General features: G+C 75.9%; 18 protein-coding genes. 5 read left to right on the top strand and 13 right to left on the bottom strand.

Annotated features, from left to right (window positions below; all coding sequences use genetic code 11):
- Window positions 1-25: 25 nt before the first annotated feature.
- The 4 genes from BM165_RS05205 to BM165_RS05190 all read right to left on the bottom strand — a co-directional run bounded on the left by BM165_RS05205 (window position 26) and on the right by BM165_RS05190 (window position 4,224).
- A complete protein-coding gene (locus BM165_RS05205; RefSeq protein ID WP_075012424.1) occupies window positions 26-1,222 on the bottom strand; it encodes an acyl-CoA dehydrogenase family protein in 1,197 nt (398 codons plus the stop codon).
- Between the two features lie 167 nt (window positions 1,223-1,389).
- Window positions 1,390-2,343 carry an HpcH/HpaI aldolase/citrate lyase family protein gene (locus BM165_RS05200; RefSeq protein WP_075012423.1) on the bottom strand — a complete coding sequence of 318 codons (954 nt, stop codon included), beginning with the start codon at window positions 2,341-2,343 and terminating at the stop codon, window positions 1,390-1,392.
- Window positions 2,344-2,428: 85 nt separating this feature from the next.
- Window positions 2,429-3,364, bottom strand: a complete 936-nt coding sequence (locus BM165_RS05195; protein WP_244274057.1) for a DMT family transporter — start codon at window positions 3,362-3,364, stop codon at window positions 2,429-2,431.
- Complete coding sequence (locus BM165_RS05190) at window positions 3,361-4,224, bottom strand: PhzF family phenazine biosynthesis protein (protein ID WP_075012422.1); 864 nt, start codon at window positions 4,222-4,224, stop codon at window positions 3,361-3,363. The genes BM165_RS05195 and BM165_RS05190 overlap by 4 nt, the downstream gene beginning before the upstream one ends.
- Before the next feature lie 24 nt (window positions 4,225-4,248).
- Here BM165_RS05190 and BM165_RS05185 point away from each other — a divergent pair, with 24 nt between their 5' ends.
- The 3 genes from BM165_RS05185 to BM165_RS05175 are packed head-to-tail and all read left to right on the top strand — an operon-like array spanning window position 4,249 to window position 6,536.
- Window positions 4,249-5,487 carry a magnesium transporter MgtE N-terminal domain-containing protein gene (locus tag BM165_RS05185; protein ID WP_075012421.1) on the top strand — a complete coding sequence of 413 codons (1,239 nt, stop codon included), beginning with the start codon at window positions 4,249-4,251 and terminating at the stop codon, window positions 5,485-5,487.
- Window positions 5,480-6,022, top strand: coding sequence for a DUF1003 domain-containing protein (locus tag BM165_RS05180; RefSeq protein WP_075012420.1), 543 nt, complete (start codon window positions 5,480-5,482; stop codon window positions 6,020-6,022). Before BM165_RS05185 ends, BM165_RS05180 begins: the two co-directional genes overlap by 8 nt.
- Before the next feature lie 37 nt (window positions 6,023-6,059).
- Window positions 6,060-6,536 (top strand): methylated-DNA--[protein]-cysteine S-methyltransferase, encoded by a 477-nt coding sequence (locus tag BM165_RS05175; protein WP_075012419.1) that lies wholly within the window; start codon window positions 6,060-6,062, stop codon window positions 6,534-6,536.
- A 12-nt stretch (window positions 6,537-6,548) separates the two neighbouring features.
- On the opposite strand, the gene BM165_RS05170 is transcribed toward BM165_RS05175, so the two are convergent.
- From BM165_RS05170 to BM165_RS05160, 3 genes are read right to left on the bottom strand one after another with little or no spacing between them, the layout of a single operon-like run.
- Entirely contained in the window at window positions 6,549-6,863 is a 315-nt protein-coding gene (locus tag BM165_RS05170) for a chorismate mutase (protein WP_075012418.1), read from the bottom strand.
- 1 nt (window position 6,864) lies between these two features.
- Complete coding sequence (locus BM165_RS05165) at window positions 6,865-7,182, bottom strand: AzlD domain-containing protein (RefSeq protein WP_075012417.1); 318 nt, start codon at window positions 7,180-7,182, stop codon at window positions 6,865-6,867.
- 10 nt (window positions 7,183-7,192) lie between these two features.
- Complete coding sequence (locus BM165_RS05160; protein ID WP_075012416.1) at window positions 7,193-7,894, bottom strand: AzlC family ABC transporter permease; 702 nt, start codon at window positions 7,892-7,894, stop codon at window positions 7,193-7,195.
- 218 nt (window positions 7,895-8,112) lie between these two features.
- On the opposite strand from BM165_RS05160, the gene BM165_RS05155 reads away from it, so the two are divergent.
- Window positions 8,113-9,273, top strand: coding sequence for an Mrp/NBP35 family ATP-binding protein (locus BM165_RS05155; protein ID WP_075012415.1), 1,161 nt, complete (start codon window positions 8,113-8,115; stop codon window positions 9,271-9,273).
- 51 nt (window positions 9,274-9,324) lie between these two features.
- On the opposite strand, the gene BM165_RS05150 is transcribed toward BM165_RS05155, so the two are convergent.
- The 5 genes from BM165_RS05150 to sigE all read right to left on the bottom strand — a co-directional run bounded on the left by BM165_RS05150 (window position 9,325) and on the right by sigE (window position 13,289).
- Window positions 9,325-9,918, bottom strand: a complete 594-nt coding sequence (locus BM165_RS05150; protein ID WP_075012414.1) for a mycothiol-dependent nitroreductase Rv2466c family protein — start codon at window positions 9,916-9,918, stop codon at window positions 9,325-9,327.
- Window positions 9,919-9,937: 19 nt separating this feature from the next.
- Window positions 9,938-10,348: a twin-arginine translocase TatA/TatE family subunit gene (locus BM165_RS05145; protein WP_075012413.1), complete on the bottom strand. Its 411-nt coding sequence runs from the start codon at window positions 10,346-10,348 to the stop codon at window positions 9,938-9,940.
- 67 nt (window positions 10,349-10,415) lie between these two features.
- Window positions 10,416-12,053 (bottom strand): trypsin-like peptidase domain-containing protein, encoded by a 1,638-nt coding sequence (locus tag BM165_RS05140; protein ID WP_083427071.1) that lies wholly within the window; start codon window positions 12,051-12,053, stop codon window positions 10,416-10,418.
- Between the two features lie 58 nt (window positions 12,054-12,111).
- Window positions 12,112-12,693 carry a zf-HC2 domain-containing protein gene (locus BM165_RS05135; protein ID WP_075012412.1) on the bottom strand — a complete coding sequence of 194 codons (582 nt, stop codon included), beginning with the start codon at window positions 12,691-12,693 and terminating at the stop codon, window positions 12,112-12,114.
- The gene (gene sigE, locus BM165_RS05130; protein WP_075012411.1) at window positions 12,690-13,289 is read right to left on the bottom strand and encodes an RNA polymerase sigma factor SigE; all 600 of its coding nucleotides are present in this window, start codon (window positions 13,287-13,289) and stop codon (window positions 12,690-12,692) included. Before sigE ends, BM165_RS05135 begins: the two co-directional genes overlap by 4 nt.
- A gap of 233 nt (window positions 13,290-13,522) precedes the next feature.
- Between sigE and BM165_RS05125 the strand changes: the two genes are divergently transcribed.
- Complete coding sequence (locus BM165_RS05125) at window positions 13,523-14,191, top strand: O-methyltransferase (protein ID WP_075012410.1); 669 nt, start codon at window positions 13,523-13,525, stop codon at window positions 14,189-14,191.
- Window positions 14,192-14,198: 7 nt separating this feature from the next.
- Here BM165_RS05125 and BM165_RS05120 read toward each other — a convergent pair whose 3' ends face one another.
- Window positions 14,199-14,711: a 2'-5' RNA ligase family protein gene (locus BM165_RS05120; protein WP_083427070.1), complete on the bottom strand. Its 513-nt coding sequence runs from the start codon at window positions 14,709-14,711 to the stop codon at window positions 14,199-14,201.

Below are 14,711 nucleotides of genomic sequence, written 5' to 3'. Positions count from 1 at the left end.
GAGAGGTCCCGGGCCGCCCGCACGTTCAGCGCTCGAGGCCGTACTCCTTGAGCAGGCCGCGGCTGATGATCGTCTTCTGGATCTCGCTGGTGCCCTCGCCGATGAGCAGGAACGGCGCCTCGCGCATGAGCCGCTCGATCTCGTACTCCTTGGAGTAGCCGTAGCCGCCGTGGATGCGGAACGACTGCGTGGTCACCTCGGCGCAGTACTCGCTGGCCAGCAGCTTGGCCATGCCGGCCTCGACGTCGTTGCGCTTGCCGGCGTCCTTGAGCCGGGCGGCGTTGACCATCATCAGGTGGGCGGCCTCGACCTTGGTGGCCATCTCGGCGAGCTGGAAGGCGATCGCCTGGTGCTGCGCGATCGGCTTGCCGAAGGTCTCCCGCTGCTGCGCGTACTCCACCGCCAGCTCGAAGGCGCGGATGGAGATGCCGCAGGCGCGGGCGGCGACGTTCACGCGGCCGACCTCGACGCCGTCCATCATCTGCGCGAAGCCGCGGCCGGGCTCCCCGCCGAGGACCGTGTCGGCGCCGATGCGGTAGCCGTCGAACACCAGCTCGGTGGTGTCGACGCCCTTGTAACCCATCTTGTCGATCTTGCCGGGGATGGTCAGGCCCGGGGCGACGGTGCCGAAGCCGGCCGGCTTCTCCACCAGGAACGTCGTCAGGTTCTGGTGGGCCTTCTGCGCGCCCAGGTCGGTGCGCACCAGCGTGGCCACCAGCGTGGAGGAGCCGCCGTTGGTCAGCCACATCTTCTGGCCGTCGATGACGTAGGAGTCACCGTCGCGCACCGCCTTGGTGCGGATGCCGGCGACGTCGGAGCCCAGGCCCGGCTCGGACATCGAGAACGCGCCGCGGACCTCGCCGGTGGCCATGCGCGGGAGGAAGTGCTCCTTCTGCTCCTGCGTGCCGTGCTGGCGGATCATGTAGGCGACGATGAAGTGGGTGTTGATGACGCCGCTGACGCTCATCCAGCCGCGGGCGATCTCCTCGACCACCAGCGCGTAGGTCAGCAGCGACTCGCCGAGGCCGCCGTACTCCTCGGGGATCATCAGGCCGAAGATGCCGAGCTCCTTGAGCCCGTCGACGATCTCCTGCGGGTAGGCGTCGGCGTGCTCGAGCTCCTGGGCGTGCGGGATGATCTCCTTGTCCACGAAGCTCCTGACCGTCGACAGGATCTCCTGCTGGACGTCGGTCAGGTCGGCGGTCTGCGCCAGTCGGGCCACGCTTCCTCCTCGGGACGCCGGTGTCCGGGTTACCGGCGAGTATGGGCCACTCCCCCGGCACCGTCGCCGTGTCCCGGGTCACCTCGAACGGTGCTCCAGGCACAGGAGGCGATCCAGACGTCTCGGGGCCCCGGACGTGGGGATCGCTTCCCATGCCTGGCCGGGGCTCAGCCCTCGGGCGGGGTGAACGACGACGTGCGGGACATGCCGGCGGCGCGGCCCTTGCCCGCGATGACCAGGGCCATCTTGCGGCTGGCCTCGTCGATCATCTCGTCGCCGAGCATCGCCGAGCCCTTCTTCCCGCCGGCCTCCGACGTCGCCCAGTCGTAGGCGTCGAGGATCAGCTCGGCGTGGTCGTAGTCCTCCTGGGACGGCGCGTAGATCTCGTTGGCCGCGTCGATCTGGCCCGGGTGCAGCACCCACTTGCCGTCGAAGCCGAGCATCGCCGAGCGCCTCGCGACCTCCTCGAACGCGGGCACGTCGCGCACCTGCAGGAACGGCCCGTCGATCGCCTGCACGCCGCGGGCGCGGGCGGCCATGAGGATGGTCATGAGGATGTGGTGGAAGGGGTCGCCCGGGTAGTCGGGGTGCAGGGCGCCGACCACGAGCGACTTCATGTTGATGCTGGCCATGAAGTCGGCCGGGCCGAAGATGATCGTCTCGATCCGGTCGCTGGCGAACGCGATGTCGTTGACGTTGATCAGGCCCTGCGCGGTCTCGATCTGCGCCTCGATGCCGATCCGGCCGACCTCCAGGCCGTTGGCCTTCTCGAGCTGGGTGAGCAGCATGTCCAGCGCCTTCACCTGGGCGGCGTCCTGGACCTTCGGCAGCATGATGCAGTCGAGCTCGGCGCCGGCACCGCCGACGACCTCGAGCACGTCCTGGAACGTCCACTCCGTCGTCCAGTCGTTGACCCGGACCGTGCGGATCTTCCCGCCCCAGCCGCCCTCGTTGAGCGCCGCCACGATGTTCTTCCGGGCGCCGGGCTTGGCCAGCGGCGCGCACGCGTCCTCCAGGTCGAGGAACACCTGGTCGGCCGGCAGTCCCTTGGCCTTCTCCAGGAAGCGGGGGTTGCTGCCCGGCACGGCCAGGTTGGAACGGCGGGATCGGAGCTCGGCCACGGTGCCTCCGGCTGGGTGGTGGGGTGGGCGGACGACGCTGCCGGGGAATCGGCTACCGGAGGGTAACCAGCGCCTCCCGGGCGTCTCAGGTGACCGGTTCGACCGGCGTCGGCGGCCGCCCGGCACGGATCACCAGGGCCACCCCGGCGACGACGGCGACCATCCCGGGCAGCGCCAGCAGCGGCGGGGTCTGCTGCAGCAGGACCAGGGCCACGAGCAGCGCCCCGGGCACCTCGAGCAGCACCGCGAGCCCGACCACCGTGGGCCCCACCGTGGACAGCACGAGGTTGAGCAGCGTGTGCCCGAGGATCTGCGCGCACACGGTGATGGCCGCGATGAGCCACCAGTCGCGGGCGCTGAACCCGGCGAGCGGCGTGGTGGTCAGCAGTGCCGCGACGGCGAGGGCCGCCGCGCAGGTGGAGTAGCAGACGACGGAGTACGCCGACGTCGCCAGCCGGGTGCGGGCCCGAGCGCCCGCGAGCATGTACCCGCCGGCGCAGATCGCCCCCAGCAGCGCCAGCCCGTCGCCGGCCAGGGCGCGCAGGCTCACCGTGACGTCGACCCCGGCGATCAGCGCCGCGCCGACGACGGCCAGCGCCAGGCCGGCCCACACCTGCCCGGGCAGCCGGACGCCGGAGACCCGCGCGGCCAGCGCCGTCCAGATCGGCGTCGTCGTCACCAGCGCCGTCGAGGCGGCCACGGTGGTCATCGACAGGCTGGGCAGCCACGCGGCGAAGTGCGCGGCGAGGAAGAGCCCCGCCACCACCGACGTCGTCAGGTCCCGCGGCCGCAGGCCGGTGAGCGTGTCCCGCTCCGGGCCGAGCAGCACCGGCACGAGCAGTGCGGCGCCGGCGGCGTTGCGCCAGAAGGCGATGGCGAGGAACGAGGTGCTCACCAGCGCGGTGAGCGGGCCGGAGAAGGACACCCCGACGACGGCGACCGCCATCAGCCCGACGTCGCGGGTGCCGGGCCGGTGGACCGCCCACGGGGACGGCGCCGCCGTCGCCCGGGCCGCGCTCACGGCACGCGGATGCGGCCGGCCGCCACCGGCACCACCGCGCCGGCCACGGTGGCCGCCGTCGCCCGGCCGCCCTCGGCGGTGACCGTGCAGGTGAGCACCGACGGCCGGCCCATCGCCTCGCCCTGCCGCACGGTGTAGGACGACGTCCCGTCCGGCGCCAGCAGCCCGGAGGCGACCAGCCACACGCCGGCACCCAGCGCGGCGGAGCCGGTCGCCGGGTCCTCGCCCCAGCGCAGGTCGTCCGCGAAGACGCGGGCGGAGGCGGTGGTGCCGTCCCACGACAGCACCGAGACGCCCTCCCCCAGGCCGAACGCGGCGAGCACCGCGGGCTGTGGGACGGCGCGGCCGACGACGCCGGGGTGGACGGCCAGGAAGGTCCAGGGCAGCCCGCACCCGGCCACCGAGGCGGGCACCCCCACGGCGTCGGCGGCGGACAGCCCCACGGCCTCCGCCAGCGCCCCCGGGTCCGGCCCGTCCTCGAGGGTCGGGCGGCCGCCGGTCAGCGTGGCGCCGTCGGCGTCCACCTCGATCGGCAGCACCCCGGCCCCGCACTCCTGGTGCAGGGTGCCCGCGGGCAGCCGCCCGGTGCGCACCAGCGTGTGCGCCGCCCCGACGCTCGGGTGCCCGGCGAAGGGCAGCTCGGCCCACGGGGTGAAGATGCGGACCCGGTAGGACGCGCCGGGCTCGGTGGGCGCGCAGAGGAAGGACGTCTCCGACAGCGCGAACTCGTTCGCGAGGGCCTGGCACTGCTCCGTGGTCAGGTCGTCGGCGTCGAACACGACCGCCAACGGGTTGCCCGCGAACGCCCGCGGGGCGAACACGTCGACGACCTCGTACTCGACGGACCCCGGGGCTGGCACGCGCCGACGGTAACCTCAGCAACCGTGAGCACGGTGACCAGGGCATACGTCTCCCGGCTCGCCGGACTCCCCGTCTTCGACCCCAACGGGGACCGGGTCGGCCGGTTGCGGGACGTCGTCGTGGCGATGCGGGTGGGCACCGCCTGCCCGCGGGCGCTGGGCCTGGTCGTGGAGGTGGTGGCCCGCCGCCGCATCTTCGTCCCGATGGGCCGGGTCACCACGGTCGACCCGGGCGCGGTGGTGCTGTCCTCCGGCACGCTGAACCTCAAGCGCTTCGAGCAGCGGCGCGGCGAGACGCTGGTCCTGGGCGAGCTGCTCGACCGCACGGTCACCATCCGCGAGTCCGGCCGGCCCGCCACCGTCGTCGACGCGGGCATGGAGCACACGCGTACCGGCGAGTGGCAGATCACCCGGCTCGCCGTCCAGGAGCCCGGCCGCCTCGGCCGCCGGGGACAGCTGCACCAGCTGGCGTGGGCCGAGGTCGAGGGGCTGGCACTGTCCGAGACCGGTCAGGGCACCGAGACGCTGCTGGCCACCTACCGCGAGCTCAACGCCGCCGACCTCGCGCACGCGCTGCAGGACCTGCCGGTCAAGCGGCGGCACGAGGTGGCCGAGGCCCTCGACGACGAGCGGCTGGCCGACGTCCTCGGCGAGCTGCCCGGCGGCGAGCAGATCACCATCCTGGGCACGCTGGAGGAGCGCCGGGCCGCCGACGTCCTCGAGGAGATGGACCCCGACGACGCCGCCGACCTGCTCGCCGAGCTGTCGAACGTGGACCGTGACCGGCTGCTCGAGCTGATGGAGCCCGGCGAGGCCGAGCCGGTGCGCCAGCTGCTGAAGTACTCCGAGGACACCGCCGGCGGGATGATGACCAGCGAGCCGGTGATCCTCGCCCCCGACGCCACGATCGCCGAGGCGCTGGCCCGGGTGCGCGAGCCCGAGCTCACCCCGTCGCTGGCCAGCCAGGTCTACGTCTGCCGGCCGCCGTCGGCCACGCCGACCGGGCGCTACCTGGGCCTGGCGCACATCCAGCGGCTGCTGCGCGAGCCCCCCTCGACGCTGGTCAGCGGCGCCCTCGACGACCTGGAACCGCTGCGGCCGGAGGCCCCGCTCGCCGAGGTCACCCGCTACTTCGCCACCTACAACCTGGTCGCCGCGCCGGTGGTCGACGAGCAGGGCCGGCTGGTCGGCGCGGTGAGCGTCGACGACGTCCTGGACCACCTGCTGCCCGAGGACTGGCGCGAGCGGGCCCGTCGTGGCTGAGTCCGGGCGCCGCCTCGACGTCCCCCGCGGCTCGACGCGCAGCCTCAGCGACTTCCTGCGGCTGGACCCCGACGCCGTCGGCCGCTTCGCCGAGGGCATCGCGCGCTTCCTCGGCACCGGCCGCTTCCTCGCCGTCCAGACGTTCATCGTGATCGTGTGGATCGGCCTGAACGTGGTCGCGGTGGACCTGCGGTGGGACCCCTACCCGTTCATCCTGCTCAACCTGGCCTTCTCCACCCAGGCCGCCTACGCCGCGCCGCTGATCCTGCTGGCGCAGAACCGGCAGGCCGACCGCGACCGCGTGCAGGCCGAGGAGGACCGTGCCCGCGCCGCCTCCACCCGCGCCGACACCGAGTACCTGGCCCGCGAGCTCGCCGCGCTGCGCCTGGCGATCGGCGAGCTGGCCACCCGTGACTTCATCCGCGGCGAGCTCACCCGGCTGGTCCCGGAGGAGGCCGAGGAGGCCGAGCGCCGCGAGCGCAAGCGCCGGAAGGCGGAGCGGGCCGAGCGGGAGCGGCGCGAGTCGGTCGGCTGAGCGGGAACCGTCGTCCCCCCGCGGCACACTGCCGGGCATGCGCGCGCACGCGGTGCTGCCCTCGCCGGTCGGGCCGCTGACCGTCGTCACCGACGACGGGGTGCTCGTCCGGCTGTACCTCTCCCCTCCCGATCCGCAGGCCGACCTCGGCGCGCGCGACGACGCCGCGCTGTCCGCGGTGACCGCGCAGCTCGGCGGGTACCTCACCGGCGAGCGGGAGACCTTCGACCTGCCGCTGCGACCGCGGGGCAGCGACTTCGAGCTGGCCGTCTGGGACGAGCTCGGCCGCATCCCCTACGGGCGCACGAGCACCTACGGCGCCGTGGCGCGGGCCGTCGGACAGCCCGGCGGCGCCCAGGCGGTCGGCCTGGCCTGCGGCCGCAACCCGCTGGCGATCGTCGTGCCCTGCCACCGGGTGGTCGGCGCCGACGGCAGCCTGGTCGGCTTCGGCGGCGGGCTCGCCCGCAAGCGCTTCCTGCTCGACCTCGAGCAGCGGGAGGACCGCCTCTTCTGAGCGGGTCCCGCGTCAGGCGCCGGCCGGGCCGCCCGGTCCGTCGTCGCGCACCTCGGCCACCGACATTTCCAGGTCGACGAACGCCGCGATCATCGCCCGGTACACGCGCTCGGCCACCTCGGGGCTGCCGCCGGAGGCGCCCGCCAGCCGCCGCGCCCGGGCGACGACCTGCTCGACGCGGTCGGGGGCGCGCACCGCCGCCGCGTCCGCCTTGAACCGCGCCGCCGCGCGCACCAGCCGCTCGCGCCGGGCCAGCAGGGTGACGAGCTCCCCGTCGAGCCCGTCGATCGCGGCGCGGACGCCGGCCAGGTCCCGGAACTCCGCCACCTCAGCCTCCGATCACGTGCACGAGGGCGCCGGTGGCGCCGGCCACCACGAGCACCACGACGAACGGGGCGCGCAGCGCGAGGGCGACCGCGGCGGCGGCCAGCCCGGCCAGCCGGCCGTCGACGACCAGGTCCTGACCGGACGCCACGGCCTGCACCGCCACCAGGGCGGCCAGCAGCGCGGCCGGGACGAAGGTGACCATGCGCATGACCCACGGCCGCTCCACCCAGGCCGCCGGGACCGACAGCCCGGCGAGCTTGAGCAGGTAGCAGCCCAGCGAGCCGGCCAGGACCACCGCCCACAGCGTCCCGCTGCTCACGCGATGCCCCTCACGCGGCCGCCTCCCGCTGCTCACACCGCGGCCGGCCGGCCAGCGCGACCGCGACGACGGCGGCGACCACCTGCACGCCCGGCGGGACGAACGGGGTGAGCGCCAGCGCCACCACCGCGCCGCCCAGGGCGACCCGGCGGGCGACGGCGGGCTCCTCGGCGCCGGCGCGCAGCCGCGGCCAGAGCAGCGCGAGGAACGCGGCGGGCACCACGGCGTCCAGCGCCGCCTGCGCGGTCGCCCCCAGCGCCGCGGCCCCGAGCGCGCCCACCACGGTCGTGGCGTTCCAGACGGCGAAGATCGACGCCCCGCCGGCGAGGAACGCCAGCCGGGCCAGCGCGCGGTCGGGTGCGGCCACGGCCAGCGCCGTCGTCTCGTCGATGACCCAGTGCGCCGTCCCGAGCCGGCGCAGCAGGCCGCGCGGCGACAGCAGCGGCAGCAGCCGGACGCCGTAGACGGTGTTGCGGGTGCCCAGCAGCAGGGCGCTGCCGACCGCGGCGACCGCTCCCCCGCCGGCCCCCAGCACGCCGACCAGCGCGAACTGCGAGGCGCCGGTGAACATCAGCAGCGACAGGGCCAGCGCCTGCCAGGGGTCCAGGCCGGCGGCGTCGGCGGCCGCGCCGAAGGCCACGCCGTAGAGCCCGACGGCGACACCGAGCCCGACGGCGTCCCGGAGCACGGCGGCGCGGGCGGGTCCGGACACGGGAGCCGAGGCTAGCGACCCACGGCGGACGGGGAAGGGACGCGCCCGGCACGGCGTTGACCTGTGCGGGAGTGCCGCCGCGGTGCGCAGCACATCACCCCCGCGCCGGGCGGCACCCGGTGCCGACCGCCGTACAGTGACAGGTGGCCCGGGAGGCGGTCCCCGCCGTGTGCGGCGCCCGCAGCCGGGTCCCCCCGTCGAAGGAGACACATCCCCCCATGTCCGACACGCTGACCGGCTCGCCGGCGCTCGACGCCGTCACCGCCGCTCTGGCCACCGTCCAGGACCCGGAGATCAACCGTCCGCTGACCGAGCTCGGCATGGTCAAGGACGTGCAGATCGGCGTCGGCGGCGACCCGGGCGCCGTGCGGGTCGAGGTCTACCTCACCGTGGCCGGCTGCCCGATGCGCGAGACCATCACCAACCGGGTCACCACCGCGGTGTCCGCCGTCGCCGGCGTGACCTCGGTGCAGGTCGGCCTGGACGTCATGAGCGACGAGCAGCGCGCCGAGCTGCGCAGGACCGTGCGCGGCACCGACGCCGCCGAGCCGGTGATCCCCTTCGCCCAGCCGGGGTCGCTGACCCGCGTCTACGCCGTCGCCTCCGGCAAGGGCGGCGTCGGCAAGTCCAGCGTCACGGTCAACCTGGCCGCCGCGCTGGCGAAGAAGGGCCTGTCGGTGGGCGTCGTGGACGCCGACATCTACGGCCACTCGGTGCCCCGCATGCTCGGCGTCGACGACAAGCCGACGCAGGTCGACAACATGATCATGCCGCCGCAGTCGATGGGCGTGAAGGTCATCTCGATCGGCATGTTCACCCCGGGCAACACCCCGGTCGTGTGGCGCGGGCCGATGCTGCACCGCGCGCTGCAGCAGTTCCTCGCCGACGTGTGGTGGGGCGACCTCGACGTCCTGCTGCTCGACCTGCCGCCCGGCACCGGCGACGTCGCCATCTCCATCGCCCAGCTGCTGCCCACCGCCGAGATCCTCGTGGTGACCACGCCGCAGCTGGCCGCCGCCGAGGTGGCCGAGCGGGCCGGCGCGATCGCCACGCAGACCCACCAGCAGGTGGTCGGCGTCATCGAGAACATGTCCTGGCTCGAGCTGCCCGACGGCTCGCGCATGGAGGTCTTCGGCTCCGGAGGCGGTCAGGCGGTCTCCGACGCGCTGACCCGCACGCTCGGCGCCCGGGTGCCGCTGCTCGGCCAGATCCCGCTCGACACGCGGCTGCGCGAGTCCGGCGACGCCGGTGCGCCGATCGTGCTCGCCGACCCCGAGACCCCCGCCGCGAAGGCGCTGTCGGCCATCGCCGAGTCGCTCGCCGTCCGCCAGCGTGGGCTGTCCGGCATGTCGCTGGGGCTCACCCCCGTCCGCCGCTGAGCGCACCGGAGGCCCGGTCCCACCAGGGACCGGGCCTCCGGCGTTCCCGGCTCAGGTCACCGGCGGCGCGTGCGGCGCCCCCGTCAGCTCGTGGAAGCCCGGTGTCCCGGTGACCAGCAGGACGCCGTCCCACAGCCGGCCCGCCGCCTCGCCGCGCGGCACCCGGGACAGCACCGGGCCGAACCAGGCGACCGGGCCGTCCGCGCCCGGCACCGCCACCACGGGCGTGCCGACGTGCGTGCCGACCAGGGAGATCCCGGCCCCGTGGGAGGCGCGGACCAGGCCGTCGTGCTCCTCGGAGCCCATGACGGCGGCCAGCTCCCGGGGCAGCCCGGCCGCGGCGAGCAGGCCGCCGACCTCGGGCCACTCCCCCCGCGTGTGCACCGCCTCGCCCCACGCGCGGTGCAGCGCGACGAACGCCTCCTGCGCGTGGCGGTCGGCGACCACCGCGAACAGCCGCGCCGGCTGCCACAGCCAGCCCTCGGGATCGCCCTCGGGGTCGTCCTCGCGGCCCTCGTTGAGCACCGCCAGGCTCATCACGTGCCAGCGGACCCGGACCTCGCGGGCCCGCTCGACCTCCGCCAGCCAGCAGGCGGTCACCCAGCTGTAGGGACAGCTCGGGTCGACCCAGCAGTCGGCGTCCACCGGCGCTGTGCCCGGCGGCTCAGGTGGCGTCGACGTCGAACGGCGGCGGGACGCTGCGGTCGCGGTCGACGCGCGCCGGCTTGACCAGGCTCGCCGCGGTGGCCCCCGCGGCGGCGCCGTTCGCGCCGCCGGGGGCCCGGGGTCCGCCGGCGCTGCCGCGGCGCACCGGCGGGGCGCCGTCGTCGTCGAAGAGCTGCGACCGGATGAACGTCTTGGGGTGGTACTTGCGCAGGTCGAGGTCGCGCAGGCCGGCCAGCTCGTCGCCGAGCGAGTCGTCGACCTGGGCGCGCACGCCGGTGAGCGCCGTCCGGACCTTCTTCAGGCCCGCCGCGGCGTCCTTGGCCAGGGTGGGCAGTCGCTCGGGCCCGAAGATGAACAGCGCGGCCAGCGCGAGGACCACGATCTCGCCCCAGCCGATCGAGTCGAACACCCGCTGCTCCCGTCGTCCTGCCGCCGGCGCGGCCCGCGCCCCAGGGTAGTTCGCTGCGCGGCCCCGACTAGGCCTGGTCGAGCGTCGCCTGCACCGTCGTCGAGGACCCGTTGCGGACGAGTTCGACGGTGACCACGTCGCCCGGCCGCCGGGAGTCGACGGCGACGACGAGCTCCTCGGAGCTGCCGACCCGCCGGTCGTCGACGGCGATGATCACGTCCTGCTCGCGGATGCCCGCGGCGGCGGCGGCGCTGCCGGGCTCCACGTTGAGGACCAGGGCACCGTCGCGGGTGCCGTCGGTGACCGACCGCGTGTTGACCCCGAGCGCGGCGTGCACCGCCGAGCCGGTGGCGATCAGCTGCTCGGCGATGTCGCGGGCGGTGTCGATGGGGATGGCGAAGCCCAGGCCGACGCTGCCGCCCCCGAGCGAGGCGATGGCGGTGTTGATGCCGATGACCGCGCCGGTGGCGTCGACCAGCGCCCCGCCGGAGTTGCCGGGGTTGATCGGGGCGTCGGTCTGCACGGCGCTGATGACCGCGTTGGTGTCGCTGCCCTCCCCGGCCAGCCGCACCGGCCGGTCCAGGGCGCTGACGATCCCGCTGGTGACGGTGCCGGCCAGGCCCAGCGGTGAGCCGATGGCCACCACGGGGTCGCCCACCACGACGTCGTCGGCGCTGCCGAGCGAGGCGGTGACCAGCCCGGGCCGCTCGACCTTGACGACGGCGATGTCGCTGGCCGGGTCGCGGCCGACGATGCGCGCCTCGGACCCGTTGCCGTCGCTGAACACCGCGCGGATCTCGGCGCCCTCGACGCCGTCGGCGCCGGAGATGACGTGGTTGTTGGTGACGATGTAGCCGTTCTCGCCGTCGACGACCACGCCCGAGCCGGTGGCCCCGGCGTCGCCGATGCGCACCTCGATGGACACGACCGCGGGCGAGACGCGGTCGGCGATGTCGGACACCGACCCCGGTTCGCGGGTGACGCCCTCGTCGGTCTCCGACAGGGTGGTCCCGGGCGCGAGCAGCGGCGTCTCGGCGGCCTCGCGGGTGAGCAGGTAGCCGACGCCGCCGCCCAGCGCGCCGGCGAGCAGGACCGCCAGCACCACGAGGGCGGCCACGCGCACCGACAGGTCGCGCAGCCGGAGCTTCCTGCGGCCCCTGCGGTCGACGACGACCGGGCCCTCCTGCTCGGACTCCTCCTCGAACACCGCCGGGCCGGTGAGGCCGGCCGGGGCGTGCGGGTCGCGCCAGGGGTCGCTGCGGGCGTCGGACTTCCACCACGGCCCGGCCGAGGTGCGCCGCCGGCCCGGGCGCCCGCCGGGCGGCTCCTGCAGGCCGGCCTGCCCGCCGGAGGCGCGGAAGGCACGCAGGACGGCCTCCGGCGGCGGCGGCGCGACCGGCCGCGGCGGCGGAGTGGGACGGTCACCGGCGAAGCTGCCCGCGACGGCGGCCGGCCGGCCGAACGCCGCCTGCTGGGCGGGGCTCGCCGGCGGGGGCGCCTGCACGACGGGGCGCCGGCGCTCCGGCGGGTCGAACGGGCCGTCGGCGCCGGCCGGGCGCGCGAAGGCCCCGTCGTCACCCTCGGTGCGGGTGGACCCCGCGGGAGCGGTCTCGGCGCGGGTCGAGCCGACCGGCGGGCGGAGGACGGCCTCGACGGTGCGGTCGCCGTCGTCGGAGCCGGGCTGCCGGGCGTCGGGTGGCGTCACGGGTACAGGGTCCTCCCGGGACCTGGCAGTCGGGTGTGGCGGGTCCGAGTGTCGCAGGTCAGGGGGTGCCGCCGGCCGCGTCCTGCGGCGCGGACCGCGTCAGCGTCCGGACCACGGGCGGCACGACCTCGGTGCGCTCCTCCGGGACCGAGCCGCCGGCCACCGACGCCGGGGGCGAGCCGGGCACCGTGCGGTCGGGATCGGGCAGGTTGACGGTCAGCACGGCGACGCCGAGGCCGAGGCCGGCGAGCGTCCCGGCGACCCCGCGGCGCAGCCAGCGTGCCTGGGAGGCCGACGAGGGGCGGGCGGGCGGGTCGTCGAGGGCCACCGTCCAGCGGCCCGAGGAGCCGGTGACGGTCAGCTGGCCGGGGCCGGCCATGACCGTGCCCAGGCCCCCGGCGCCGGGGACGTCGGTGGTGAAGGGGATCGCGCACAGCCGGGACAGCAGGTCGCCCGGGACGGCGACGTCGGAGGCGGCGTGCAGCGCGTCCTTGGCCTCGCGCTGCGCCTGCACGAGCACCCGGCACTCGGAGCACCCGGCGAGGTGGCGGGCGGCGCGCGCGGCCGGACCGGCGGCCAGCTCGCCGTCGACGAGAGCCGCGATCGCCTCCTGCGCCAGGTGGCTCTCCGGCAGGCTCACGCCGGAGCCCCCGGTGTCGGCACCCCGCGCGGGGCGAGGTGGGCGAGAGCGGCACGCAGCTGCACGCGGCCGCGGTGGATGCGGCTGCGCACGGTGCCGAGCTTGATGCCGAGGGTCGCCGCGATCTCCTCGTAGGTCAGGCCCTCGATGTCGCACAGGACGACGGCGACGCGGAACTCCGGCGGCAGCCCGTCGAGGGCCGCCTGGACCTGCGGGTCGAGGTGGGTGTCGGCGTAGACCTGCTCGGGGCTGGGCGCGGTGCCCGGCAGCCGCTCCGTGTCCTCCGGCAGCGCGTCGAACCGGATGCGCTGCCGGCGGCGCACCATGTCGAGGAACAGGTTCGTGGTGATCCGGTGCAGCCAGCCCTCGAAGGTGCCCGGCGAGAAGTCCGCGAGCGAGCGGAACACCCGGACGAAGGTCTCCTGGGTGAGGTCCTCGGCGTCCTGCGCGTTGCCCGACAGGCGGTAGGCGAGCCGGTACACGCGGGCGGAGTGGTCCCGCACGACCTGCTCCCAGGTGGGCGCGACCCACACCTCGCCCGCACCGGAGGCGGCCGGCTGCTGGTCGGCGACAGGGGGGACGGCGGCCTCGGACACGCTCCCAGTATCGCGGACGCGCACGCTGCCGACCTCCCCCGACGGGCGGGTGGGGACGGCGGCACGCTCGGGTGTCACGTCGGGGTCAACGGACGGCCGGCGACCGGGTGTTCCCGTTCACAGGCAGCTCACAGGTCCGGGTCCCCCGTCCGGGTCGTCCGTCCGGGTCGTCCGTCCGTCTCCGCCTCCGGGTCCCGGGTCCGGACCGGTGCGGCCACTACCCTCGGCCGGTGATGAGCGCCGAGGGACCCCCGTCGCGCACGGACCCCGCCGACGGCGCCGCGTGGGCCGACCGCTACGCCACCGAGGACCCCGTCCTCGCCACCGCCCGCGCCCGGGCCACCGCCCTGGGCGGGCCGCCGCCGGTCGCGCCGTCCGTCGGGGCGACCCTCGCCGTCCTCGCCGCGGGCGGCAACGCCCGCACGGTCGTCTCGATCGGCAGCGGCGGCGGGGTGGCCGGTCTGTGGCTGCTGCGCGGCATGCGGCGCGACGGCGTCCTCACCGTGCTCGACACCGACCCCGAGCAGCTCCGCGCGGCGCGGCGCGCCCTCGCCGAGGCCGGTGTGGCCCCCGGCCGCACGCGGCTCATCTTCGGCACGCCCGCGGAGGTGCTGCCGCGCCTGTCCCCCGGCGCCTACGACCTGGTGGTCTGCGCCGCGCCGCCCACCGAGTGGTCGGGACACCTGCCCGCGGTGGTCGGGCTGGTCCGCCCCGGCGGCACACTGGCCTGCCACGGCCTGCTGGCCGGCGACCGGATCGGCGACCGTGCGGCGCGCGACCCGGAGACCGTGGCCTGGCGCGACCTGGCCCGCACCGTCCGGGAGGACGAGGACCTCGTCTCCGCCGTGCTGCCGATCGGCGCGGGCCTGCTGCTGGCCACCCGCCGGTCCCCGGCCCGGTGACCCGCGGTCAGCCGGCGAAGGGGTGCTCGGCGAGCGGCTCCCACGGGCCGCCGAGGTAGCGCCACAGCCCGAGCCCGCGGGCCGGCACGGCGTGCGGCGTGAACCCGGCCGCCAGCCGGTCGCGCAGCTCCCGCGCGACCGCGGGCTCGACCTTGTTCTGCACCGTCACGTGGGGCGAGAGCCGCTGCCGGTCCTGCCGGGTCAGCCAGGGGTCGAACTCCGCGGCGAGGCCGGCGTGCAGCGCCGACAGCTCCCCCGACCGCAGCCGGTAGGCCACGCCGCGGCCGAGCAGCTGCAGCCCGGACACCTCGACGTCGAAGGGGGGCCGCGCGGCGGCGCGGGCCAGCGCCGCGTCGACGGCGGGCCGCTGCCCGCCGGGCAGCGCGTGGAACAGCGTCACGTGCGCGGCCAGGTGGTTGCGCTCGGCCGGGAAGTGCTCGGCCCGCAGCCGGTCGAACCGCGCCTGCGCCTGGTCCTCGAGCAGCAGGGTGACGATGAGCGCCCGCTCGTCGCCCGCCAC

The sequence above is a fragment of the Geodermatophilus obscurus genome, assembly GCF_900115395.1.
Lineage (GTDB): Bacteria > Actinomycetota > Actinomycetes > Mycobacteriales > Geodermatophilaceae > Geodermatophilus > Geodermatophilus obscurus_B.
This window is presented reverse-complemented; position numbering and strand designations above follow the sequence as displayed.

Excerpts from the sequence above, each read along its gene's own strand:
- BM165_RS05175 (WP_075012419.1), top strand. The coding sequence starts at position 6,060 with ATGCGCGCGCACGCGGTGCTGCCCTCGCCGGTCGGGCCGCTGACCGTC.
- BM165_RS05155 (WP_075012415.1), top strand. The coding sequence starts at position 8,113 with ATGTCCGACACGCTGACCGGCTCGCCGGCGCTCGACGCCGTCACCGCC.
- BM165_RS05125 (WP_075012410.1), top strand. The coding sequence starts at position 13,523 with ATGAGCGCCGAGGGACCCCCGTCGCGCACGGACCCCGCCGACGGCGCC.